Annotated in this window: 23 protein-coding genes; 8 read left to right on the forward strand and 15 right to left on the reverse strand. The window is 57.1% G+C overall.

The window, feature by feature from the left end; all coding sequences use genetic code 11:
* Positions 1 to 73 precede the first annotated feature (73 nt).
* The 9 genes from CHH27_RS06425 to CHH27_RS06465 form a co-directional block, all read right to left on the reverse strand.
* On the reverse strand, positions 74 to 565 hold the full coding sequence (locus CHH27_RS06425) for a (2Fe-2S)-binding protein (protein ID WP_094070857.1): 492 nt from the start codon (positions 563 to 565) through the stop codon (positions 74 to 76).
* Positions 566 to 694: 129 nt separating this feature from the next.
* The gene (locus CHH27_RS06430; protein ID WP_094070858.1) at positions 695 to 1,399 is read right to left on the reverse strand and encodes a carbon monoxide dehydrogenase subunit G; all 705 of its coding nucleotides are present in this window, start codon (positions 1,397 to 1,399) and stop codon (positions 695 to 697) included.
* 278 nt (positions 1,400 to 1,677) lie between these two features.
* Positions 1,678 to 3,921 (reverse strand): EAL domain-containing protein, encoded by a 2,244-nt coding sequence (locus tag CHH27_RS06435; RefSeq protein ID WP_094070859.1) that lies wholly within the window; start codon positions 3,919 to 3,921, stop codon positions 1,678 to 1,680.
* 1 nt (position 3,922) lies between these two features.
* Positions 3,923 to 5,533, reverse strand: a complete 1,611-nt coding sequence (locus tag CHH27_RS06440) for a sensor histidine kinase (protein WP_208988606.1) — start codon at positions 5,531 to 5,533, stop codon at positions 3,923 to 3,925.
* 432 nt (positions 5,534 to 5,965) lie between these two features.
* Complete coding sequence (locus tag CHH27_RS06445) at positions 5,966 to 6,769, reverse strand: response regulator transcription factor (RefSeq protein ID WP_094070861.1); 804 nt, start codon at positions 6,767 to 6,769, stop codon at positions 5,966 to 5,968.
* 296 nt (positions 6,770 to 7,065) lie between these two features.
* Positions 7,066 to 8,412 (reverse strand): FliI/YscN family ATPase, encoded by a 1,347-nt coding sequence (locus tag CHH27_RS06450; RefSeq protein WP_198338363.1) that lies wholly within the window; start codon positions 8,410 to 8,412, stop codon positions 7,066 to 7,068.
* Complete coding sequence (locus tag CHH27_RS06455) at positions 8,381 to 9,166, reverse strand: hypothetical protein (protein ID WP_094070862.1); 786 nt, start codon at positions 9,164 to 9,166, stop codon at positions 8,381 to 8,383. The genes CHH27_RS06450 and CHH27_RS06455 overlap by 32 nt, the downstream gene beginning before the upstream one ends.
* Complete coding sequence (flgF, locus tag CHH27_RS06460; RefSeq protein ID WP_094070863.1) at positions 9,163 to 9,894, reverse strand: flagellar basal-body rod protein FlgF; 732 nt, start codon at positions 9,892 to 9,894, stop codon at positions 9,163 to 9,165. The genes CHH27_RS06455 and flgF overlap by 4 nt, the downstream gene beginning before the upstream one ends.
* A 3-nt stretch (positions 9,895 to 9,897) precedes the next feature.
* Positions 9,898 to 10,686 (reverse strand): DUF1217 domain-containing protein, encoded by a 789-nt coding sequence (locus CHH27_RS06465; RefSeq protein ID WP_094074558.1) that lies wholly within the window; start codon positions 10,684 to 10,686, stop codon positions 9,898 to 9,900.
* A gap of 185 nt (positions 10,687 to 10,871) precedes the next feature.
* Here CHH27_RS06465 and motA point away from each other — a divergent pair, with 185 nt between their 5' ends.
* From motA to CHH27_RS06500, 7 genes are all read left to right on the forward strand, one after another.
* Positions 10,872 to 11,771 carry a flagellar motor stator protein MotA gene (motA, locus tag CHH27_RS06470; RefSeq protein ID WP_094070864.1) on the forward strand — a complete coding sequence of 300 codons (900 nt, stop codon included), beginning with the start codon at positions 10,872 to 10,874 and terminating at the stop codon, positions 11,769 to 11,771.
* A 3-nt stretch (positions 11,772 to 11,774) separates the two neighbouring features.
* A complete protein-coding gene (locus CHH27_RS06475; RefSeq protein ID WP_094070865.1) occupies positions 11,775 to 12,734 on the forward strand; it encodes a flagellar motor switch protein FliM in 960 nt (319 codons plus the stop codon).
* The gene (locus tag CHH27_RS06480; protein WP_094070866.1) at positions 12,715 to 13,284 is read left to right on the forward strand and encodes a hypothetical protein; all 570 of its coding nucleotides are present in this window, start codon (positions 12,715 to 12,717) and stop codon (positions 13,282 to 13,284) included. The genes CHH27_RS06475 and CHH27_RS06480 overlap by 20 nt, the downstream gene beginning before the upstream one ends.
* Before the next feature lie 86 nt (positions 13,285 to 13,370).
* On the forward strand, positions 13,371 to 13,673 hold the full coding sequence (gene fliN, locus CHH27_RS06485; protein WP_208988908.1) for a flagellar motor switch protein FliN: 303 nt from the start codon (positions 13,371 to 13,373) through the stop codon (positions 13,671 to 13,673).
* A 49-nt stretch (positions 13,674 to 13,722) separates the two neighbouring features.
* The gene (locus CHH27_RS06490) at positions 13,723 to 14,787 is read left to right on the forward strand and encodes a flagellar motor switch protein FliG (protein ID WP_094070868.1); all 1,065 of its coding nucleotides are present in this window, start codon (positions 13,723 to 13,725) and stop codon (positions 14,785 to 14,787) included.
* 52 nt (positions 14,788 to 14,839) lie between these two features.
* Positions 14,840 to 15,913 carry a flagellar biosynthesis protein FlhB gene (flhB, locus tag CHH27_RS06495; protein WP_094070869.1) on the forward strand — a complete coding sequence of 358 codons (1,074 nt, stop codon included), beginning with the start codon at positions 14,840 to 14,842 and terminating at the stop codon, positions 15,911 to 15,913.
* 25 nt (positions 15,914 to 15,938) lie between these two features.
* Positions 15,939 to 16,385: a hypothetical protein gene (locus tag CHH27_RS06500; protein ID WP_208988608.1), complete on the forward strand. Its 447-nt coding sequence runs from the start codon at positions 15,939 to 15,941 to the stop codon at positions 16,383 to 16,385.
* A 12-nt stretch (positions 16,386 to 16,397) separates the two neighbouring features.
* Here CHH27_RS06500 and CHH27_RS06505 read toward each other — a convergent pair whose 3' ends face one another.
* Positions 16,398 to 16,868, reverse strand: a complete 471-nt coding sequence (locus CHH27_RS06505) for a hypothetical protein (protein WP_157738749.1) — start codon at positions 16,866 to 16,868, stop codon at positions 16,398 to 16,400.
* Between the two features lie 479 nt (positions 16,869 to 17,347).
* Between CHH27_RS06505 and CHH27_RS06510 the strand changes: the two genes are divergently transcribed.
* Positions 17,348 to 17,617, forward strand: a complete 270-nt coding sequence (locus CHH27_RS06510) for a hypothetical protein (RefSeq protein ID WP_094070872.1) — start codon at positions 17,348 to 17,350, stop codon at positions 17,615 to 17,617.
* Between the two features lie 38 nt (positions 17,618 to 17,655).
* Here CHH27_RS06510 and CHH27_RS06515 read toward each other — a convergent pair whose 3' ends face one another.
* The 5 genes from CHH27_RS06515 to CHH27_RS06535 all read right to left on the reverse strand — a co-directional run bounded on the left by CHH27_RS06515 (position 17,656) and on the right by CHH27_RS06535 (position 20,209).
* A complete protein-coding gene (locus CHH27_RS06515) occupies positions 17,656 to 17,910 on the reverse strand; it encodes an acyl carrier protein (RefSeq protein ID WP_094070873.1) in 255 nt (84 codons plus the stop codon).
* A gap of 241 nt (positions 17,911 to 18,151) precedes the next feature.
* Complete coding sequence (locus tag CHH27_RS06520) at positions 18,152 to 18,607, reverse strand: hypothetical protein (protein WP_094070874.1); 456 nt, start codon at positions 18,605 to 18,607, stop codon at positions 18,152 to 18,154.
* Entirely contained in the window at positions 18,604 to 19,047 is a 444-nt protein-coding gene (locus tag CHH27_RS06525) for a hypothetical protein (RefSeq protein ID WP_208988609.1), read from the reverse strand. Before CHH27_RS06525 ends, CHH27_RS06520 begins: the two co-directional genes overlap by 4 nt.
* Entirely contained in the window at positions 19,047 to 19,487 is a 441-nt protein-coding gene (locus tag CHH27_RS06530; protein WP_094070875.1) for a rod-binding protein, read from the reverse strand. The genes CHH27_RS06525 and CHH27_RS06530 overlap by 1 nt, the downstream gene beginning before the upstream one ends.
* 341 nt (positions 19,488 to 19,828) lie before the next feature.
* Positions 19,829 to 20,209: a flagellar biosynthesis protein R gene (locus CHH27_RS06535; protein WP_094070876.1), complete on the reverse strand. Its 381-nt coding sequence runs from the start codon at positions 20,207 to 20,209 to the stop codon at positions 19,829 to 19,831.
* Between the last annotated feature and the right edge of the window lie 6 nt (positions 20,210 to 20,215).

A 20,215-nucleotide genomic window follows, 5' to 3' on the forward strand; every position in this document is an offset into this window, starting at 1 on the left:
CTGGAGAGGTGGCAAAGAGGTCTTGCTTGAACTCGGCGCGGTCTAGCCGCGCAGACGTGTGGGAAATCGCCGGTTACTCGGCGGCTTGGGCCATCCCGGCCATCTGGTCGGATGCGGCCTTGATGGCCTTGACGATGTTGTGGTAGCCGGTGCAGCGGCAGATATTGCCTTCCAACTCGTGACGGATGGTGGCTTCATCCAGGTTGCCGGCGCCATGACGGTTGATCATATCAACGGCACTCATGATCATTCCGGGGGTGCAGAAGCCGCATTGCAGACCATGATGTTCGCGGAAAGCCGCCTGGACCGGATGCAGATTGTCGGCGGAACCAAGCCCTTCCAACGTCACCACATCGCTGCCATCCGCCTGGGTGGCCAGCATTGTGCAGGCCTTGACGGCCTTGCCGTCGACATGCACGACACAGGCACCGCATTGAGACGTGTCGCAACCGACATGCGTGCCGGTGAGACCGCGGGTCTCGCGGATAAACGATACGAGCAGCGTCCGGTCTTCGACATCAGCCGAAACCGTCTTGCCGTTCAATACCATCGATACTTTCGACATGAATTCCTCTCCCTCATGAAATTCCGTGAGCCAAGGCTCGTGAAAGATCCGGCTTGTCACCGTGTTCTAGTGGGCTCAGCGGCGCGACCCGCTTTGGAACCCGATCATTTCAAAAATTGGACCGTCCGGTCAACTTGCAAGGGCAAGAACTACGATTAAGGCCCCCAGAAGCACGAGCCCCCAGACCATCGGACCGCCAAAGGCATTCCGACCTGCCGCCGCTTCGATATTCTCCTCCGCCTTGTGGATTGTCTCCTCGACCGCGTGCTCCGCATCCTCGATTGCATGCAGGACTTCGCCAGGGGATTCCTCAATTGCGATCCGCTTTGCCTCTTCTGCAAGACCCGGATCCAGATCATCGCCCGCAACGTCCAGAGCGGGGCCCTCCTCGTGTGTTTCACCAACCATCTCGGAGAACTTTGTGAAAAAATCCTCCGCCATTTTCTTCGCGGTGGAATCAATCAACCGACTTCCAAGCTGAGCAAGTTTTCCGCCAACCTGTGCCTTAGCCTCATAGGACAGAACCGTCTCGTCCCCCTCTTCGGCAAGCGACACATTTGCAGAGCCCTTGGCAAATCCGGCGACACCGCCCTTGCCTTCACCAACAATCGTGTAACTCTCTGGCGGATTGATATTTTCCAGCGTGACCGAACCCTTGAACTTGGCTTTGACCGGTCCGATCTTCGACGTTACGGCAGCTGTCATTTCCGTGTCCGACGTCTTGTCTAGACTGTCGCAACCTGGAATACAGGCTTTGAGAACGTCAGGATCGTTCAAAGCCGCCCAGACTTTCTCCCGCTTAGCCGGAATCCGGTGGGAGCCGTTCATGTCCATGTGTTTTTCTCCCCAGGTCGCTCGTTGGCGATTTTTCAATGGCTTAGCGAATACGCCCCCTTCGGCAGCGCATTCATAAAACGCGTCACCGTTATGAGAACGTGTTTCGTGCAAAACTTCAATCGCTTAAATGAAAGTGCCTGCAATTTGGCCGGATGTGTCGACTGGGCAGCAGACGCTCGTCAAGGCAGCCGCGACTTTGCAACAGCCGCAAGCGGCAGGGCGCCGACACGTGAGGCCTGACGTTTCTAGCCAGATGATCTTGTGCGAGATAGTGTTCAGCCGAACTTGACGCCCGGCTCAACGGCCATGGTTACGAAAGACCGCAGATCGTCCGCATTGAGCGGCTTGGAATAAAGATATCCCTGCAGATAGTCGCAATGCAGTTCCTGCATGATCTGGCGCTGCGCCACCGTCTCCACACCTTCCGCAGTGATGCTCAAATCAAGAGCCTGGGCGACCGCGATGATGGATTTCACCACGGCGAGTGCATCGCCGTCCTGATCCATGTTCATGATGAAGCTCCGGTCGATCTTGATGCCATCGACAGGCAGCTTGCGCAGATAGCTGAAGGAGGAATAGCCGGTGCCGAAATCATCGATCACCACCTTCGCCCCCTTGTTGCGCAGCCAGGTCAGCAGAGCCAGGGTAACCTGATCATTGCTCAGGAAAAGGCCCTCGGTCACTTCAAACACAAGCCGGTCCATCGGCAACTCGGCTGCATTCACCGCGTCTTCGATATCCTTGTAGATCCTGTTCGTCTGAACCTGCCTCGGGGACAGGTTCACGTTCAGGCGCACGCTCTCGTCCAGTCCGCTCATCTGACTGAACTCGGCGAACGCATTCTTGAACATCCAGGCCCCAATCTCGGTGATCAGGCCGCTTGCTTCCGCAGCCTCGATCATGCGTGCCGTATTGAGGAAGTTGCCGGAGGGTGTTCGGAAGCGCATCAACGCCTCAAAGGACGCGATGGACTCGTCCTTTGCCAGCATAATCGGCTGATAATGCAGCGAAAACTCGGTCTGGTTGCTTGCACTTGTCAGAAGCGAAGCGAGACGAAGGCGCTCAAACGCCGCTTCCTGCATCAGGGGATGGAAAACAGCGTGGTTGGTCAGCCCCTTCTGCCGAACATCATTCAGCGCGATGGAGGCAAAACGAACGAGCTGCTCGGCATTCTGGCTGTCTGTATCCTCAGAAGCGAAGCCAAGCCGCATGCGCAGTGTGATCTGATTGTCGTCAAGGGTGATCGGTTCCTGGAAGGCTTCCTCGACACGCGCAACAACATCCTGGATCTTGTTGGCATCGCCACCCTTGAGCAGGATAAGAAACTCGTCCTTCTCCTTACGGGCGATCGTCAGCGCGTCCGGGAAGGTCTGAGACAGTCGGTGCCCCGTTCTCTTCAGAACAGCTCCGGCTTTTTCGTCCCCGATCCCGTCCACGATCACGCGGAACCTTTGGATGTCCGAATGCACCACCAGAAGCGGCGTGTTGTTAGCAGCATTCCGTTGGAAGGTTTCGATAAAACCGGAAAACGTCGAAAGCCCGGTCACCCGGTCGACATAGGCCAGATTGCGAATGTGCTCGAGCAAGCCGGTCTTTTCGTAACCAAGGGCGACATTGGAGACGAAAAGCTTCACGACTTCAGAACCGACGAGTTCCTCAAGCTGTTCTTCGGACATGCTCAGATATAGCGCACCAGCCATACCGTTGCGCGTAACAAGCGGCAACGCCATGCCGCTCGGGGTCGAGCAGGAAACCTGCGTCTCAATACACTTGGAAACGCAGCCACGGATCACGTCGTCGCTGATCACATCGACAGGAAGATCAACCTTGTCTTCAAAGCTGCCCGTGGCTGCCAGAACACGTATGCTGGACTTGTCGGCAACCCCATAATCCGGCAGCGCTTCCAGACCGCAGAGGAGGCAATCAACGGGCTGGCCGACCAGGTCGTTCAGGTGCTGCAAGACGGCAGACGCGAACTCGCTCAGGGCGTTCTTTTCGACGATTGCCGCAAAATGCTCATTCAGCAGCTGAAGTTTCTTCCGATTTGTCTCCAGCGACATCACCAGCTTGTAACCGCGCAACGCAGTGATGATCGCGGTAATGAGCTTGGTTCGGGACAACTCCGCTTTTTCGGTGTAGCCATCAATGTCGAATTTCATGATCACATCGGTCTGCGGGGCATAGCCCGGCTGGCCGGTGCGCAGAATCAGTCGCGTGAAGTTGTTCTTGAGTTCCGAACGGATCCAGCTGACCAGGCTGAGACCGGCCGTATCGCTTTCCATGACCACATCGACGAGTGCAACGGCGATATCCTGCTGCTTTTCGAGGACTTCCCGAGCTTCCTGGGCAGACAGCGCATGCAACAGTTCGAAGGCTCTGTTCTCGAACATGCAGCCGGCGACAGCAATCTTGGTGACCTCATGCACGTCCGGATCGTCATCGACGATCAGGATCTTCCAAGGCGCGCGCGTGGCCTTTTTGACGTCTGGTTCAGAAGGAGCGAGAAAGTCCATCACCATGTCAATGCACCTTCTGTCCGCGTCGCTTGGTTGCTTCCGCAGAAGCAATGGCCGGGAATTCGATGGTGAATTCCGTGCCGGTCCCCACATTTGAAGAAACGGAGATTGTTCCGTTTAGCGCTTCTGTCACCAACTGATAGCAAATCGCCATTCCCAATCCGGATCCGCCTTTACCAAATTTGGTCGTAAAGAAAGGTTCAAATACCTTCTTAAGGTTCTTTTCGGGAATGCCCACCCCAAAGTCCTGACATTTGAAGACTATCTTCTTCTCTTTTTGCGCGTTTCGTCCACGATCATTTGGCACAACGAGACGCGACGACAGTTTGATCACCCCTTCACTGCGACCTTCGTAGCCGTGTTTCAGGGCATTCTCGACGAGGTTAGACACCAGCTGACTGACCGCGCCCGGATAACTGTCGACGATCTCGTCTGCATGGAGATCAAGCTCGACCTTGAACGGCGTCTTCTTCAGGGTTGGCTGAAGGGTTGCCAGGGTCTCGCGGATAATATGGTCAAAGTTGAAGGACCGTTTCTTTTCGCTCTGCCGGTCAACGGCAACTTGCCGGAAATTGCCCACCAGTTCGCGCGCACGCCCAAGCGTTTTCTCGATGATACTGGCGGTTTCCGAGATCCGGTCGACTTCGTTTTCAAGCGCTTCCTTGCTGAGGCTCTGGGCTTCGAGTTCCTTGTGCAGGTACCCTGTGGCGTCCTTGATTGTCGTCGCCGCCATCAGGGCGTTGCCGAGCGGCGTGTTCAATTCATGAGAGACGCCGGCAACGAGCGCACCGAGCGCTGCAAGGTTATCCGCCTGAATGAGTTCTTCCTGAACCAACTTCAGCTGCTCCGTGCGATGGGCCACCAAGTCTTCCAGGTTAGTTTGATATTCTTGAATTTTTTGCAAATCGAGATGTCGACGCTGCACCATGGATTGCAGGCTGGCCGACAGGATGCCGATCTCGTCTGCGCGTCCGGGCATCAGTTCGGACTTCGGCGGATCCTCGATCAACCGTGGCGTCGACAGATATTCGACGATGGCCGAAAGTGGCTGACCGATCAATCGCCGGAATACCGTGCGAATAACGATCGCAAGCAACAGCAGGTAGATGATGATCGCCGTAACGATGAACCCGACGGTGGACACGATTTCATAGGAGATCGTGTTCCGGTCGATCAGAATGAAGACCTGGCCGATGGCGTCCTTGTGCAAGATGGTGCTGGGTGAATTCAGCGTATAACTCAGAGCTTCCTGCGCCCGGGGTCCTGTCACCGGCTCACCGAAATTTCCGGTATCCGGTGTTTCGACCCAGACCTTCTCGACAACCTCGAGACTTTCAAGACCCCTGATCAACTGCAGCGTTGCGTCGGCATTCACCGTCCAGATGGCTCGCTCGAAGGGCCGCTTGGTTGCTTGAAAAAACGCTTCGGTTACGCGGATGGCGCGCGCATGGGACGCGTCCCATGTAATCTTGGTCAGAATACCGATGAAGATGACGCCGAGAATGGCAAACAGGCCAAGCGTATAGAGAATAAAGGTTCGGGACAGGCTGGCACGGCCCATCTCCTTGGGAGTGTATGGCAACGACGTACTGCCGCTAAGACTCAAGACGCCCACCTCAATTCATGGTGTCCGTTTCGTCGCTTGAGGAGACGGCAAGTCGCTTTGCTTCGAATCCACCCCTTGTCGGGGAAATTCTGAACCGCATGAGCGGACCGTATCTTCACTACATATTTCACAGACACTTCAACATTGCCCCTTGCCCAACCAACAGGCACGCATATCGCACAACACATGATCAGGGCGCCGGTGTGCCGCTATTGTGGCTAGGTTTTCTAAATTTTCCATAAAAATCAATTGTAAATAGAAACAGGCATTGTTCCGGCCACATGAAACGAGATCTGGCCGGACAAAGTGAAGGAAAATCAGATTTTTCAAGCGGCATTGCGTCATGCAAATTTGTTTGGCGAGGTCTCATGCCAAACCGCTCCGTCCAGGTTCCAACCAACCTGTGTTGTCGACAGGTCTTAACACAGGCCCTTCATATATCTAGCCGTTCACGACAGACAGGAAGGGTTTGCCGGAATTGCGCAAATCGGAGGCGGCCTCCAGTGCCTTGGCGGCTGCCTGAGAGGCCTGAACCGGCCGACGGCTGTCACCGACTTTCTGCTTGCAGGCGTTGTTGTCCTTCAACATGTAGCCGATGTAACGCGTGGATTCGATCGCATCAAAGCCTAGCTTCTTGCGCAGCTTTTTCCGCAGTTTCGAAATGTGGCTTTCCACCACACATTCATCAACGCCGTCATTCATGACGCCGTAAACCGCGTTGAAGATCTGTGTCTTTGTGACCCGGCGCCCCTTGTTCTTGACAAGATACTCCAGGATCCTGCGCTCCCGGCGAGGCAGCTCCATGACATCGCCACCAACCATGGGATCTCGCCCATCGAAGAAGACTTCGATTGCGCCGGTGCCGGCGGAGTTGTTGCGGGAGGTGATCCGGCGGCGAAACGCGCCCACACGGGCGATGATTTCACGGACATGAACCGGTTTTTTCAGGACATCGTCCATTCCGGCCGAGAACAACTCAAGCGTGCTGTCCAGGCTTGCCGTGTCTTCCAGCGCAACGATCTGCGCCTCCGGGCATCGGGACCGGATCGGCGCGACATAGCCGCAGCGCTCAGCACATTCTCCAAGCAGGATCGCATCAACCGAACTCAGATCCTGCGCGCAGGTGATTTCCAGCCAGTCGAGCAATTCCTGAGGTTGTAATTCCAGGGAGGCATAGCCTTCCCGCTCGAATGCCGAGGCATAACCTGCGGTTACTATCTCTCGTGTATCAACTATGATGAACATGTCAGCCCCTTGGATTTTTCCAATATCAAATCCGTAGAATTGACGGGGCACTAGGTCAACGCTGCTCACCTGTTTTAGATACTATTTCAAGATTTAAGGTAGCGGCAATTCTTATATCCACATAGAAATGTGAATAAAAACTCCGAGACATTACGAATAACTTGAGAGAAAAATTTAATAAAAACCGATATATCGCCGTTTTCTGCGACTTTATGAAGAATATTTGCCATATATATACGCAAATAGCCGCTTTAGAAAGCGGCATTTTACATTTAATACTGTTGTGAACAGATCCTTCAGTCCTCCGCGGCCAAAGCCTGTGCAAGGTCCGTAAAAGGATCCGTTGGTGCAACCTGATCCGCTCTTTGCCGCATGGCCTCATAAATTCTCGGGACCAGCCGACAGGCCTTTTCCAGTTGCTCGTCGCCGGTTGTCTGGAACCCGCCCATCAACCGTAGATCCTTTGTGTCTTCGAACTGTGAAATCAGTCCCTTGATCCGATGGATCAGTTCCTGTTGCTCCGGCGTCCAGGCCCGGTCGGCCAGGCGTGAAGCAGATCGAAGCACGTTGACGGGTGGATATCGTCCGGCATCAGCAACCTGACGATCAAGCACGATGTGCCCATCCAGTAAACCACGGATTGCATCGGACACGGGGTCGTTGTGATCATCGCCGTCGACCAGCACGGAAAATATCCCCGTAATCGAGCCCTCGCCATTGGCCCCGGGACCGGCCCGCTCGATCAGGCGCGCAAGATCAGCAAAAACACTGGGCGGATACCCTCGGGCGACGGGTGGTTCGCCAGCTGCCAGCGCAACATCCCGCGCGGCATGGGCAAATCGTGTCGCTGAATCCAGAATGAGCAGGACCTTGTGTCCCTGGCTTCTAAAGTACTCTGCAACGCTCATCGCCGTTTTTGGCGCAAGCCGTCGCTGCATGGCGCTTTCGTCGCCGGTTGAGGCAACGACAACAGAGTTGCTGAGCGTTTCCCCGAGGATATCGTCGATAAACTCGCGCACTTCCCGGCCGCGTTCGCCAACGAGGCCAACCACGACCGTGTCAAACTCACCAAAGCCGGCCAGCATGCCAAGCAATGTCGACTTACCAACACCAGAGCCAGCGAAGATGCCGACACGCTGACCGACACACAGCGGTGTGAACAGATCAATCACACGTACGCCGGTGCGCGCGGCTTCCGAAATCTTGTTTCGGCTCATGGCGGGAGGCGGTGCTCTGTCCAGCAGAAAAGCCTCAACACCATGACTGAGCGCTCCGACACCGTCGATCGGTTCGCCAAGCGCGTTGATAATGCGCCCACACCAGCTCATATCGGGATGAATGGCGAGGCCGCCCATCACCGAGGCACCGCTGCCAATACCGATATCGGTAACCTTTTCGAGGGGTTTGACCACGACATCAGTCTGATCGAGCCGGATGATTTCACCCTGACGCTTTGCAGACCGGCCCTCGAATTCAACGAGGTCTCCCAGGCAGACGACGCGTGACAGACCGGAGACCCGGATCGATTCAGACGACACCTGGGTCACCCGGCCGCTCAGTTTGACCGGTCCGACTTCTGTCTCGAGCGCGGCCAGCGACGCGGAGACCTGATCAAGAGCGTTCAGATGCGGAGCGTTGGGCATGGCGTTCCTGCAGGGCTTTCAAGACGTCGAGCGGCAGACGATTGGATTGATGCGTGGCAAGTTGGCCAAGACCGGCGTCGGTCGGCACCACAGGGGCCTCTGCCGCATCGGGGTCCGTCCTTTCAACATAGGCCACAGAAGACGCAGCCGTTGCGGACGCCGCCCCGTCGATTCTGACATCGTTTTGCTTCAAGGTGCGGTCAGCAGAGCCTGTCTCGAACAAAGCACCAAGACCAGCCCCCACCATTGGAACCTCACCAGTTTTGGTGGTTGTTTCCACCAACAAGACGCTTTGACCACCGGGCGGGCTCGCTGGAACCTCCTCCGGGCCCGGTTTGCGTGGCGGCACTGGAACGTCTGGCAACTCCTGGACCTCGCCAGCCGGGGAACGTGTTTCCGCTACGAGCTGTGGCTCCGCGACGGGCGCGGCTTCTCCGCCTTCAAGACGGTCGCCAAGCGCGTTATAGGCCAGCATCGCCCCGAGGCCGACCGGCCCGCCAAGCGCAAATCCATAAAGCGCATTGCCGGTCTTGCGGGCTTCAGTGGAGATCTGGTCGTTTGTCACGGACCGGTAGAGTTCGGCAATGCCCGGAATATGCTGCAGCGGATTGATGACGTCGATGAAGTCGCCAAAACTGAAACCCGATGGCGCGGCTATCGGCGTTTTGACGGCAACAGGACTTTCCTTCCGGGCTGCGAACGCTGCGAGATCCAGCGGCTGGCCGACCGGTACGGTCAGGTCGACGGCGGTCATGAGGTTGCCCCCAGTTCGCGAATGGCCTTTTCCTGGCTCTCATTGCTTGTGTCGATCATCTTGGTCGCGCTTTCAAAGGCGCGCGAGATCATGATCATCTTGGTCATTTCCCGAACGGGGTTGATATTCGCACCTTCGACATAGCCCTGCCGGATGCCATGAAGATCATAGGTCTGAACGGGTATGACCGGTTGATCCGGAATGACAGCTGAGTTTTCGGTTCTGGTCAGTGTCGCGTCGTTCGGGATCAGGAACAGTCCGATTTGACCGATCACTCCGACATCGCTCTGGCTGACTTCACCGGACTGGGTGATGAGGGGCGGCCCGCCTTCCGGGTCGAGCGAAATCGGCTGCCCGCCCGTCCCCAGGATCTGCTGACCGGTCAGGGTTCTGAGCGTGCCGTCGTCGGCTATCTGGAGCCGTCCGTCACGTGTGTAGCTAAGTGCGCCGTTCGGGCTGCGGATTGCAAACCAGGCCTCGCCTTCAACGGCCAGGTCCAGCGGGTTGTCAGTCTTGTTGACGCTGCCCGACTGCCGGGAAATATAGATCTCCCCGCCTGTTGCGAAACTCACTTGGTCCTGTCCGGCCTTGGAAATCAGTTCGGCGAATTTCACTTCGTCCGCGCGGTATCCGGCCGTGTTCATGTTGGCGACGTTCCGGGCAACCGTTTCGAGCCGGTTGGACAGGGCGACCTGCGCCGAAAGGGCGACGTAAAGTGCAGACTGCATGGATCAGGATCCTCCAAGACGCAAATTCTGAATGCTGGCAAGAAGCCCCTCGCCCATCTGCACGACACCGCTGCCATTGCCGTAAAGCGTGAGCGTCGGCGAGGATGCACCTGCCGGTCCGTTGGCGAGGTCATAAAGAGCGGAAAATCGGTTGAGGAATTTCGACAGGTAGTCCGGATCGCCGAACTTGTCGAACTCCAGATGTTCTTCCAGGTAAGCAGCCTGCTTGTCGATGTCGGACAAGCCAAATTCCTGCGGCAATCCCAGCGACGTATAGACCGCTTCCGACAGAGCCCGATCGGCCAGAACGTCATAGGCATTGGTGATGTCCGGGGCGCGGCGTTCGAAATAGAGTGCCAGGCGAACGCCCTGGTTCTGTTCGCCTTCGCGCACTTCCAGTGTCTGCCGATGAAACTTCTCGACAATTCCTTCCTGGGTTCGGGAAAACGAGGTGGTCGTTTCGCCGTAGCGCTTGAAATTGAAGGTCTCGGCGAAGGTCTTGTATTTCTGGTCCGCCAGTTGATTGGCAAAGGCCGTCCGCTCGTCCGTTCCCTCTTCCAGCACCTTGCGAATGAAGGCCTTGGCATAGGTCATGTCTTCCAGACCCATTGCCGTCATCGCGTAGCTGAAGATCCGGTCGTCGGCCAGAAACTCGTCGATGGTTTTGATGTTCCGGATGTTCTCCAGATAATACTCGCTCTGGCGCTCGACCGTCGGATCCGCCGCCACTGTCTTCAGCGAGCGCTCCATGTTGGTTCTGACCAGCTGAACCTGTGTCAGGGTGTTGATCATCGTCTTGGTTCCCGTTGCGCCCGGATGCGGGCCATCATTCACGGAAACCTTCCCCGTCAAAGCTTACGCCAGGCTGACCCGGCCCAGTCGTGGAATGACGTTCCAATCGGTCAGCTTCAGACAAGTCTCAGCTTCTAGCGTCGTCCCGATCCGAGTTGACATCCACACCAGTCGGGAGCTGTTAGGTGACTATTTTAATCGGCCTGTTTATTGCGGGTGCATCTCTCATCGGCGGCTTCGCCGCCCTCGGCGGCAAGGTCTCCGTGCTGTGGCAGCCGTGGGAACTTCTCATCATCCTGGGCGTCGCGATCGGCGCCTTTGTTGTCGCCAACCCGATGAAGGTGATCAAGGGCACGCTGGTTGCCGTCTCGGATGCCCTGCGCAACGCGGTCCCGAACAAGCGCGAACATCTGGATGTGCTCGCGCTTCTTTATGGGCTGATGCGTGAATTGCGCGCCAAGGGCCGCAACCAGGTCGAACCGCATATCGAGGATCCGAACACCTCGCCGATTTTCCAGAAATATCCGTCGGTCCTGCGCAATGCCAGCCTGACCACGTTCATCTGTGACTATTTCCGGCTGATCATTGTCGGCAATGCCCGGGCACACGAAATCGAGGCACTCGTCGACGAGGAACTGCACACCATCCACCGCGACCAGATGAAGCCCTTCCATGCGGTCTCGAGCATTGCCGATGCCCTGCCTGCCATCGGCATCATCGCCGCCGTGCTTGGCGTCATCAAGGCCATGGGCGCGATCGACCAGTCGCCGCAGCTTCTGGGCAGCCTGATAGGCGCAGCGCTTGTGGGCACCTTTGTCGGCATTTTCTTCTCCTATTCGCTGTTCGGGCCCCTGGCCGCGAAAATCCGGACGGTCCGGGAAAGCCGGCTGCGCCCCTATATCGTGGTCAAGCAGACCCTCCTGGCCTTCATGAACGGGGCGGATCCCCAGATCGCGCTGGAACATGGCCGCAAGACCATTTCCGACATCGATCGGCCGACCATCGACGAAGTTGAAAACGAGACCATGAGCGCCGGCGCGGCTGCCAGCGCAGACAATGTCCAGGACCTGCAGGGAGCAGCCTAAGCCATGATCGAAGCAGCGACCGCAAGCGCCGGCTCCTCCAGTTCCGAACGGGCGATGATCGCAGATCGTCTTCTGGATGCCGCCGGCATCTCCGTCGACCGCCTGCCGATGCTTCCGGTGGTGTTCGACCGGATGGCCCGGCTGATGGCCGACGCCATGCGCCAGAAATCGCCCTCACCGTCCTACATCTCGGTGAGCTACGTGGAAAACAACCGCATTGGTGACGTGCTCGACGAATTCGAATCCAACGCTCTTGTCGCCGTTCTCTATTCGCCCGAATGGGATGCGCGCGTGCTCGTCGGCTTCGACCGCGACTTCATCTTCACGCTGGTGGATGTGCTTTTCGGCGCGGACGGCACCGAACCGCCGATCGATGACGAGCGCTCCTTCTCCAACATCGAAACCCGCATCGCCCGCACCATGTTCGAGGTCGCAGCAAAGGCGCTGGCGGAAAGCTTTGCGCCGATCGCGGAGACGACCCTGAAGATCGAACGCATCGAAAGCCGCATGGATTTTGCCGTCGTCGGTCGGCGCAACAATCCGGCTGTGGTCGCCCGCCTGCTGCAACAGGCCATCGGCCGTGGCGGCGAGGTCTTCGTGGTGATGCCGCACTCGACCCTCAACCCGCTGCGTCAGCGTCTTTCCCAGGTTCTCTCCGGCGAGATGTCCAGCCGCGACAAGCAGTGGACCCAACACTTCCACAACGAGATCCAGCGGACCGAAGTCAAGCTGGAAGCCATTCTGGAAGAACGCGAAATGTCGCTGGGCGATCTCACCAGCCTTCAGGTTGGTCAGGTCATCGAACTCCAGGCGACTGCGCGCTCCCCGGTCACCCTCGCCTGTAACGAACAGCCCGTCTTCACTTGCCAGCTTGGTCAGCTGAACGGGTCCTACACGCTGCAGATCGAGGAACTCATCCACGAGGAAGAAAAGGATCTGTTCGATGATCTCCGTAATCGTTGATGGCATCCTGCTGGTTGCGCTTGTCGCGACCACGGTCCGGATGCTGACCATGCACCGGGAGCTGCGCCAGCTCGGCAGCTACCATGAAGACTACCAGCGCATCTTCGACCAGACGGCCCTGGCACTCGATGGCATCGAGGTCTCGATCCAGGAAATCAATGTCAAAAGCGCGCAATTGCTCAATGCCCTTGGCAGCCGGATGGACGACGCCCGGGAACTGATCGCGGAAATCGACGGGCTGACCCGGGAAGCAAAACGTCAGCAATCCGTCCTGAGAGCGGAGCTGAAAGAGCTTTCCAGAGCAACGGCCGTGATGAACGATCCGAAGCGCTATCAGCCGTCCCGCGACGACCTGGACCTTTTCGTCGAGGACGCTGCCGAAGATCCCGCTGCCAACCGGACCGCCCCTCCCCGCACGTCGGTCCGGCAACAGACAACTATTCATCGTGGGCAGGCCGTCGAGCAGACCCCGACCCGGGTGCATCGCATCGAAAACTCGCTGCACAGCCCGTTCCGCACCGTCTCCATGACCCAGAAGGATAAGATGTAATGTCCGACACCATCATTGATCACATTGACGCTGACGCCGGCACCAAGGCCAAGCCCGCCGATGCCACCAATTTCGCCAAGGTGGAAATGCCGGAAAAAGACCAGGCCGAGACCATCGGCGACGACCGCAATCTGGACACCATCCTCGGCATCCCGGTCAATATCCAGGTGGTTCTGGGTTCGGCGACCATGCTCGTTTCCAATCTCCTGAAACTCGGTCGCGGCGCTGTCATTCCGCTCAATCACCGGGTCGGCGAACCGATCGACATCGTTGTCAACGGCCGGGTGATCGCCCGTGGCGAAGTGGTCGTTGTAGAAGACGACAATTCCCGTTTTGGCGTTTCGCTTACGGAAATCATCAATACGCAGAACGGCGCGCTCGAGGTCTGAAACCGATCGCAAGCCTCCTCCCGGGCAGTCTCCATAAGGTAAGAAGAGTATGACGAGCACCGCCAACGCTGCCGCAGCGACCGCCAATGCCCTGGCCAAACCACCGGCACCACCAGCCAGACGCCTGAACGGTGTCCAGAGAGTGGCCGCCCTGCTGCTGTCATTGGGCAAGACAAGTTCGCAAAAGCTGCTCCGGCATTTCGATCAGGAAGAAATCCGCATGATCACCGTGACGGCCGCGCAGCTCGGCACGGTGGCCTCCACGGAACTCGACTGGCTTGCAGAAGAATTCATCGAACAGTTCTCCACCGGCACCACACTCTACGGATCCGCCAACGAGGTGGAGAAAATGCTGGAGGGCGTGCTGCCGGACGACCAGCTGGCCGACATCATGTCGGACGTGCTTGGCAACTCCAACCGTTCGATCTGGGACCGGCTGACCACCGTGTCGGAGACTGTCTTTGCCAACTATCTCCTGAAGGAGCATCCGCAGACCGCTGCCCTGATCCTGACCAAGATCAAACCGAGTGCAGCGGCAAAGGTGCTCGGCCAGATCAATGTCGAGACGCGCAACTCACTTGTTCGCCGCATGTTGTCCATCAAGGCGGTGGTACCGGAAATCATGCGGGACGTTGAAAAGACCATGCATGAGGATTTCATGCTCAATCTGTCCGGAACCCTGGAGGCCGACAGCCATGCCCGCATGGCAGACATCCTCAACAAGATGGACCGGGAGCATATGGAAGACGCACTCGACAACCTGAACGAGGTCCGGCCGAAGACCGCGGAACTGCTGAAGGGCCTGCTCTTCACCTTCGACGATATCATCAACCTCAATGCCCGTACCCGCATGGCCATCTTCGACCAGATCCCGACGGATCGCATTGTCATGGCGCTCAAAGGGACGGACGGGCAGTTCAGAGAGGTGATCCTGTCGTCGTTGACCTCCCGTGCCCGGCGCATCGCCGAACACGAGCTGGCAGCCGCCGAACCTGCGGCACAGCGCGACGTGCTCGATGCGCGCAGTGCCATTACCAACCTGGCACTGGAAATGGCCGGGCGCGGCGAAATCGAACTCAATCCGAAACAGGACGAAGGGGCGTTCTTTGCCTGATCTGTTATCGGCCGGGTCGCGTGTTCTCGCATCCGCCTAGGCAGGAGGCCTGATGTCGGAAGAAGACAAGGATCTCAAGACAGAAGAACCAACCGAGAAGAAGATCAACGATGCCATTGAGAAGGGCAACACACCGGTCTCCCGGGAAGCCCCGGTTCTGGCAACGTTCATCGCAACGCTTCTGATCGGCAGCTTTGTTCTTACCTCGGCTGCGCAGCGGCTTTTGGAACGGCTGACCCATCTTCTGGACATTTCGGGAGGAGTGGATCTTGGAAACAGTGCAGACGCCTTGCTGCTCAGCCACGCGGTCTCCGTCGAGGTGCTCATCTTCCTGGCGCCGATCGTCTCGCTGCTGGCCGTGGCGGGGCTCGCCTCGGCCTTTCTGCAAAATGCACCCCGCATCGTCTTTCACCGGATCAAGCCGGACTTTTCAAAGCTCTCGCTCGCCAAGGGCTGGAACCGGATCTTTGGCGCCCAGGGTCTCGTGGAGTTCCTCAAGGCTGTCTTCAAGTTCTCCACGGTCAGCGCCATTGTTTATGGCCAGTTCCGGACAAATGAAGCGGATCTGATCAACGCCATGTTCACCGACCCAAGCGCCCTGCCCGAAGCGATCCTTCAGATCTCCATGAAGCTGATCGCCGGCGTCTGCATCGTCACCATCCTGCTGGTCACCGTCGACATCCTGTGGTCCCGCGCCCATTGGCGCAAGAACCTGCGCATGAGCAAGCAGGAGATCAAGGACGAGCACAAGCAGATGGAGGGTGACCCGATCGTCAAGGCGCGCCAGAGATCGCTTGCCAGGGACCGTGCCCGCAATCGCATGATCGCAGCCGTGCCCCAGGCCACCCTCGTCGTCGCCAATCCGACACATTTTGCAGTTGCACTGCGTTATGACGGGGATCAAAACCCCGCGCCGATTGTTGTAGCCAAGGGACAGGACCTGATCGCGCTCAAGATCCGCGAGATCGCGGAAGCCAACGAAATCCCCGTGATCGAGGACCGCCAGCTGGCCCGATCCCTTTACGCGGCCACCGAAGTGGAAAGGATGATCCCGCCGGAATTCTACAGGGCAGTTGCGGAAATCATTTGCTACGTGTACTCACGCCAGGCCAAAACTGCTGTATAATTTAATGTATTTGGAGGCCCGGGGAATGCACGATATGCCGGAAGGCGACGGCGACAAGCCGTCCCCGTTGGAAAGCGACCGCCAGCGCCAGGAAGCCATTGCCGCCGCCCTCACCGAGTTCATCGAAGACCTGAAACTGGTCGATGCGATCGACCTGATTGCCTATATCCGCACCGATCAGCACGGCAACATCGAAGAACTGATCAAGACGTCTGCCGAGCTCTTCTTCAAGGAGGGCTCGTTACGGTATTCCATGGCCGCCCAGGCCGAGGTCGAGTGGGACCAGACCCCAAGGGTTTCGCTGGATCTCGAGTTCTTCAACAAGGGCGTCTGGATCTATTTCACCGTTGTGCTGGCCTGGCCGGACAACGCCGTGAACGTCTCTTATGTCGAAGTGCCCGATGCCGGCGGCAGCAAGGCGAAGGAAACCGAGATGTTGCTGGATGCCCTCAAGGATGCGCGGTTGCGTTAGGCAGAATTCGCCTCAGTCGCGCAACCAAATGCCTTTCTGGCTCCCTGGATGCCAGCGTGCTTTCAAGGCCTTGTAGGCGATCCACTTGCACGTTTTCCAGGACGGCGGCCGGACACAGGCAAAACCCGAAAACATTCCCGACTTGTCAGCGACAAGGGTGTTGCCCGGAATTTTCTGGCAGGCGGCCTTTGGTGGATTTAACGGGACAGGCTTGAAGCCCTTGGACAGGGCCTTGAATTCCTGTTTCGTAAGGTTGAGAGCTGACTTTCCTCTTGGCAATCTCTTGCTCATGTAGTCAATCATTTGATCCGAAGGATCTTTATACTCTCGATAGTATTTCTGAATTCGTTTGTAATCTTGAGGCGTATCGCAAAAGTCAAAAATGTCCGTGCGGGCCAGCGATGGGCTGAGTCCCACCCCGCTCAAAAAATAACCGTCAAAGCGATCAATCCAATTATGCGTCTTGACATTTTCCCTATCCATAAAAGCATACACGGGTTGGAGCGTAATGAATTTCCAGCCAAAAAAAACGCAATTACTAACGTTACGTCAGTATACCGCCGGGGAAAATCAATTTTTTCATAGCAACAACATGATCGACGCGCATCAAATAAATTGCCTTCAACCAAAATTGTCTGTTTTTTTGATTTTCTCTTTTCATTTTGATCAGACTACCCAAATCACAGATGACAGAAACTCACCAATCTGGCCAAATCAATAGAGATCTCTACAACACCTTTTGTGCAGTCACGTTTGAATAACAGCGACTTGGCCAGGACCGAACGGGCTAGAAATTTGGCAAGCATCCGCTTTTGTCTTGCTTTTGCAGCAGACCAAAACAATCAAATGGCAAGTTCACTCTTGAATTACCACATACCGGCTTCTCGATAGAACGCAGTCAAAATTGCAATGGGGCTACACTCGGGAAGAATGCTGCCAGTCTGCAACCAGGAAAGACGCACATGAAAAAGATCCCCATTCCGGACGATCCCGCACATGCGGTGACGGCCATCATCGCCTATGCAGGCATCGCCAAGCGGCTGCATCTGGAGCTTTCAAATCACGCCGAAGAAACGGGTGTCGATCTTGACGCGATCCGCCAAGACCTGATGCGGGAAGCCAAGAAGGCGGTGCCGCACGGGGATTTCGCCAGGGACGAGATCGGGGTCTACAAGACCATGTTCCAGGCCATCGACACGATTTTCGAAACAGGCGACCATGAACAAGCCTGACATGGACGGCAGACCGTCCTGTGCACCTGTTCCTGCCTTCAACGCTTGAGCGCTTCTTCAATCTGACCGGCAAGATCCTGCAAGGTCATTTTGGCCTTTTTGTCATCCAGGGCGCTGAAGACGTCATCCGGCAAAGAACAGCCGAACTCGCGCTCCACGGCCATGACCAGCCCGATGGCATCGAAACTGTCTGCGCCGAGTTTTTCAAGAGTTGCATCGGGTGTCACGATCCAGTTTGAGAGGTTAAGTGTCTGGGCGACAACGGTTCTTGTTCGGCTCTCAATATCTGACATGGACTGAAAACTGCCTGGCGGAAACGGGAACGCGCTTCCTAGTGCTCCCGCCCGAGTACCGCAAGGGAACAATCAACCTTATTCAGACATTTATGCATACATCACTGTCACACAGCCGTGATGAGCGGATGTTTGTTGGACAATCTTCCTGAAGCACAAAAAAGACGCCCAGTCGAAACCGGGCGCCAATTGCCTGAGAGGCTGCAGGACAAAAACGAAAGACCAGGAACGCAGATCACTTTCAATGCGTGATCACGTCCTCCTTGTCGAAATAGTTGAACTCTTCCACCAGGACATCATGCACGACCTTGCGGCCGAGTCTGCCGTTGGTGGTTTCCTTGAGGTGGACCGTGAGAGCCTCGAGATCGTAGCGCTCCAGGCCACGGAAATCCAGGGTTTCATCGGAATAGAGCACCCTGAAGGCTTCGTCGACCAGGAAGGGATGCGGCGGTACCGGCAGCCGGCGTAGCGTGTCTCCATCGGCCGTGAACACCATTTTGATGACCACATAGCCCTGCAGGATACCATCGGACAGGATTGGAACATTGACCGGTTTCACGGTCTCGTAGTCGAGCCCGACAAAGGCCGGCTCCTCCTCCCCCACCCGTTTCTGGGCCGCCAGGTACTGCGTCGTGCCGTACCCGGAGATCAGCATGGTCGCAGACATCCACAAGCCGGCCGCCAGAATCTTGATCATCGGGCACGCTCCGGAAACGGGGCCTGATAGGTGCCGTCGCTGTCAAAATCGATCATCGTCCGCGACATCAGCTGCACCACTTCGGAAACTGCATTCATGTGCAGCTCCAGAAGGCCGATATTTTCTTCCAGGACCTGTTTGAAATCGGCAAGCTCGGCCTTGAGTTCGTCCGAATAGGCGGCCGGCGGCACCAGCGAACGGGCGCGCATCAGATCCAGCAACGCCTGGCTCTTGCCGTATTCGTAGGTCTTGAGATCGGTGGTCGGGTCAGCCCGAAGCGCTCTTGTTTCGTCCCGCACCGCCTCGATCGCGCGTTTGACGGCCACCGTCAGCGGTGTGGAGCGCGCCGGATCCGGCCGGTGCGCCTGAACGACGACGCCGGAGGCGGCAGGTTCCGGTCCAGTGGTGTCAATCTGAGCGGTTTCCGGGCTTGAATCCATTATGCCGTATCTCCCTTGTCAGCTGTCGCCTGGCTCAGGCTGTCATTGATCATGTCGGCGATCCCGACGCCGCCGCTTGCTGCCAACTGGGTCGCGACCTGCTCTGCGAGCATCGACTTCCAGATCTCTCCGGAAGATCCCTTGCCGAAGACCTGCTCAGCGTCATCCGGCAGCATCGTCTCTACAAACTGGGTGAGGATCATCGCTTCAAAATCTTCGCCCGGCGATTGTGCAGCCGTGGCCGCGACCGCCCCATTAGAACGGAAGCTGCTTCCAACCTCAAAGGCACGGGTCGAAGCATCCTGGAATGCCAGAGCGAACCCTGCGCCCGATCCGCCTGTGGCAATGCTGCGCAATCGGCTGGTCGCTTGCCTGAGCTCCACCGGATCGGCGGCTTTGGCGACATCCAGGATCAGGTCTGAGGGAGGTGAGATCGCCATGGTTGGCTCCTAGTGAAGATCAGTTGCAAACAAGACCCGGCGGGTGACAGGCAAGGCAAGCAATGGGCTCTGCCGGGCCTCGTTTGCAGGATCATGTCTAGCCCGTTGAGCTTGCTTGGAGCTTGTGTGGTGATTGGGCGGGCAAATGGAATTTCCTGGCCCGGTTGAAAGGTTTGACGCAGAAGATCAAAGCCGTCTTGCGTCCCTCCAAGATGGGGTAAATAGGCCCTGCACTGTCGTTGCAAACCTCTGAAAACAGGAAGGTTTCCTGCAGTTTGGCGCCTCGTTTCCGAACAATTTCATCCCACCATGTCACGCAAGTGAAGGGGGCCTGACCCTGGCTAACCGTAACGCCGCTCCAGCAGCTCAAGCAGATCCCGTTCCTCTTCCGCACGCTGTTCTTCGCCGCGCATCCTGGCAAGACGTTCGGACATCAGTTTCAACATCAGGCGCTGGCGGTCATATTCGGAATTGACCTTGTCCCTTGCCTCCGAGAGACGCGACATTTCTTCGATAATCCGCCGCAGACGCTCGGCCGCATTGGCAATGAAGCGGTCATGTTGCGCCAGGTCGCCGCTGGAAAGCGCCAGCAGGATACGCCGTTCCTTTTCACTCAACTGGTAGACCTGGGCATCGAGCTTCTGCAGAAGCCAAGAGGAAAACAGGAAAATCTGCTTCTGCATCCGGAACAAGCGTTCGATTTCCTGACTGTTGCGAGCCATCGACCT

Source organism: Labrenzia sp. VG12 (genome assembly GCF_002237595.1).
GTDB lineage: Bacteria > Pseudomonadota > Alphaproteobacteria > Rhizobiales > Stappiaceae > Roseibium.

What these genes read in the sequence shown, in the direction of transcription:
- CHH27_RS06425 (WP_094070857.1), bottom strand. Translation starts at nt 565, where the DNA reads ATGTCGAAAGTATCGATGGTATTGAACGGCAAGACGGTTTCGGCTGAT.
- CHH27_RS06430 (WP_094070858.1), bottom strand. Translation starts at nt 1,399, where the DNA reads ATGGACATGAACGGCTCCCACCGGATTCCGGCTAAGCGGGAGAAAGTC.
- CHH27_RS06435 (WP_094070859.1), bottom strand. Translation starts at nt 3,921, where the DNA reads ATGGTGATGGACTTTCTCGCTCCTTCTGAACCAGACGTCAAAAAGGCC.
- CHH27_RS06445 (WP_094070861.1), bottom strand. Translation starts at nt 6,769, where the DNA reads ATGTTCATCATAGTTGATACACGAGAGATAGTAACCGCAGGTTATGCC.
- CHH27_RS06450 (WP_198338363.1), bottom strand. Translation starts at nt 8,412, where the DNA reads ATGCCCAACGCTCCGCATCTGAACGCTCTTGATCAGGTCTCCGCGTCG.
- CHH27_RS06455 (WP_094070862.1), bottom strand. Translation starts at nt 9,166, where the DNA reads ATGACCGCCGTCGACCTGACCGTACCGGTCGGCCAGCCGCTGGATCTC.
- flgF (WP_094070863.1), bottom strand. Translation starts at nt 9,894, where the DNA reads ATGCAGTCTGCACTTTACGTCGCCCTTTCGGCGCAGGTCGCCCTGTCC.
- CHH27_RS06465 (WP_094074558.1), bottom strand. Translation starts at nt 10,686, where the DNA reads ATGATCAACACCCTGACACAGGTTCAGCTGGTCAGAACCAACATGGAG.
- CHH27_RS06475 (WP_094070865.1), top strand. Translation starts at nt 11,775, where the DNA reads ATGATCGAAGCAGCGACCGCAAGCGCCGGCTCCTCCAGTTCCGAACGG.
- CHH27_RS06480 (WP_094070866.1), top strand. Translation starts at nt 12,715, where the DNA reads ATGATCTCCGTAATCGTTGATGGCATCCTGCTGGTTGCGCTTGTCGCG.
- fliN (WP_208988908.1), top strand. Translation starts at nt 13,371, where the DNA reads ATGCCGGAAAAAGACCAGGCCGAGACCATCGGCGACGACCGCAATCTG.
- CHH27_RS06490 (WP_094070868.1), top strand. Translation starts at nt 13,723, where the DNA reads ATGACGAGCACCGCCAACGCTGCCGCAGCGACCGCCAATGCCCTGGCC.
- flhB (WP_094070869.1), top strand. Translation starts at nt 14,840, where the DNA reads ATGTCGGAAGAAGACAAGGATCTCAAGACAGAAGAACCAACCGAGAAG.
- CHH27_RS06500 (WP_208988608.1), top strand. Translation starts at nt 15,939, where the DNA reads ATGCACGATATGCCGGAAGGCGACGGCGACAAGCCGTCCCCGTTGGAA.
- CHH27_RS06505 (WP_157738749.1), bottom strand. Translation starts at nt 16,868, where the DNA reads ATGGATAGGGAAAATGTCAAGACGCATAATTGGATTGATCGCTTTGAC.
- CHH27_RS06510 (WP_094070872.1), top strand. Translation starts at nt 17,348, where the DNA reads ATGAAAAAGATCCCCATTCCGGACGATCCCGCACATGCGGTGACGGCC.
- CHH27_RS06515 (WP_094070873.1), bottom strand. Translation starts at nt 17,910, where the DNA reads ATGTCAGATATTGAGAGCCGAACAAGAACCGTTGTCGCCCAGACACTT.
- CHH27_RS06520 (WP_094070874.1), bottom strand. Translation starts at nt 18,607, where the DNA reads ATGATCAAGATTCTGGCGGCCGGCTTGTGGATGTCTGCGACCATGCTG.
- CHH27_RS06525 (WP_208988609.1), bottom strand. Translation starts at nt 19,047, where the DNA reads ATGGATTCAAGCCCGGAAACCGCTCAGATTGACACCACTGGACCGGAA.
- CHH27_RS06530 (WP_094070875.1), bottom strand. Translation starts at nt 19,487, where the DNA reads ATGGCGATCTCACCTCCCTCAGACCTGATCCTGGATGTCGCCAAAGCC.
- CHH27_RS06535 (WP_094070876.1), bottom strand. Translation starts at nt 20,209, where the DNA reads ATGGCTCGCAACAGTCAGGAAATCGAACGCTTGTTCCGGATGCAGAAG.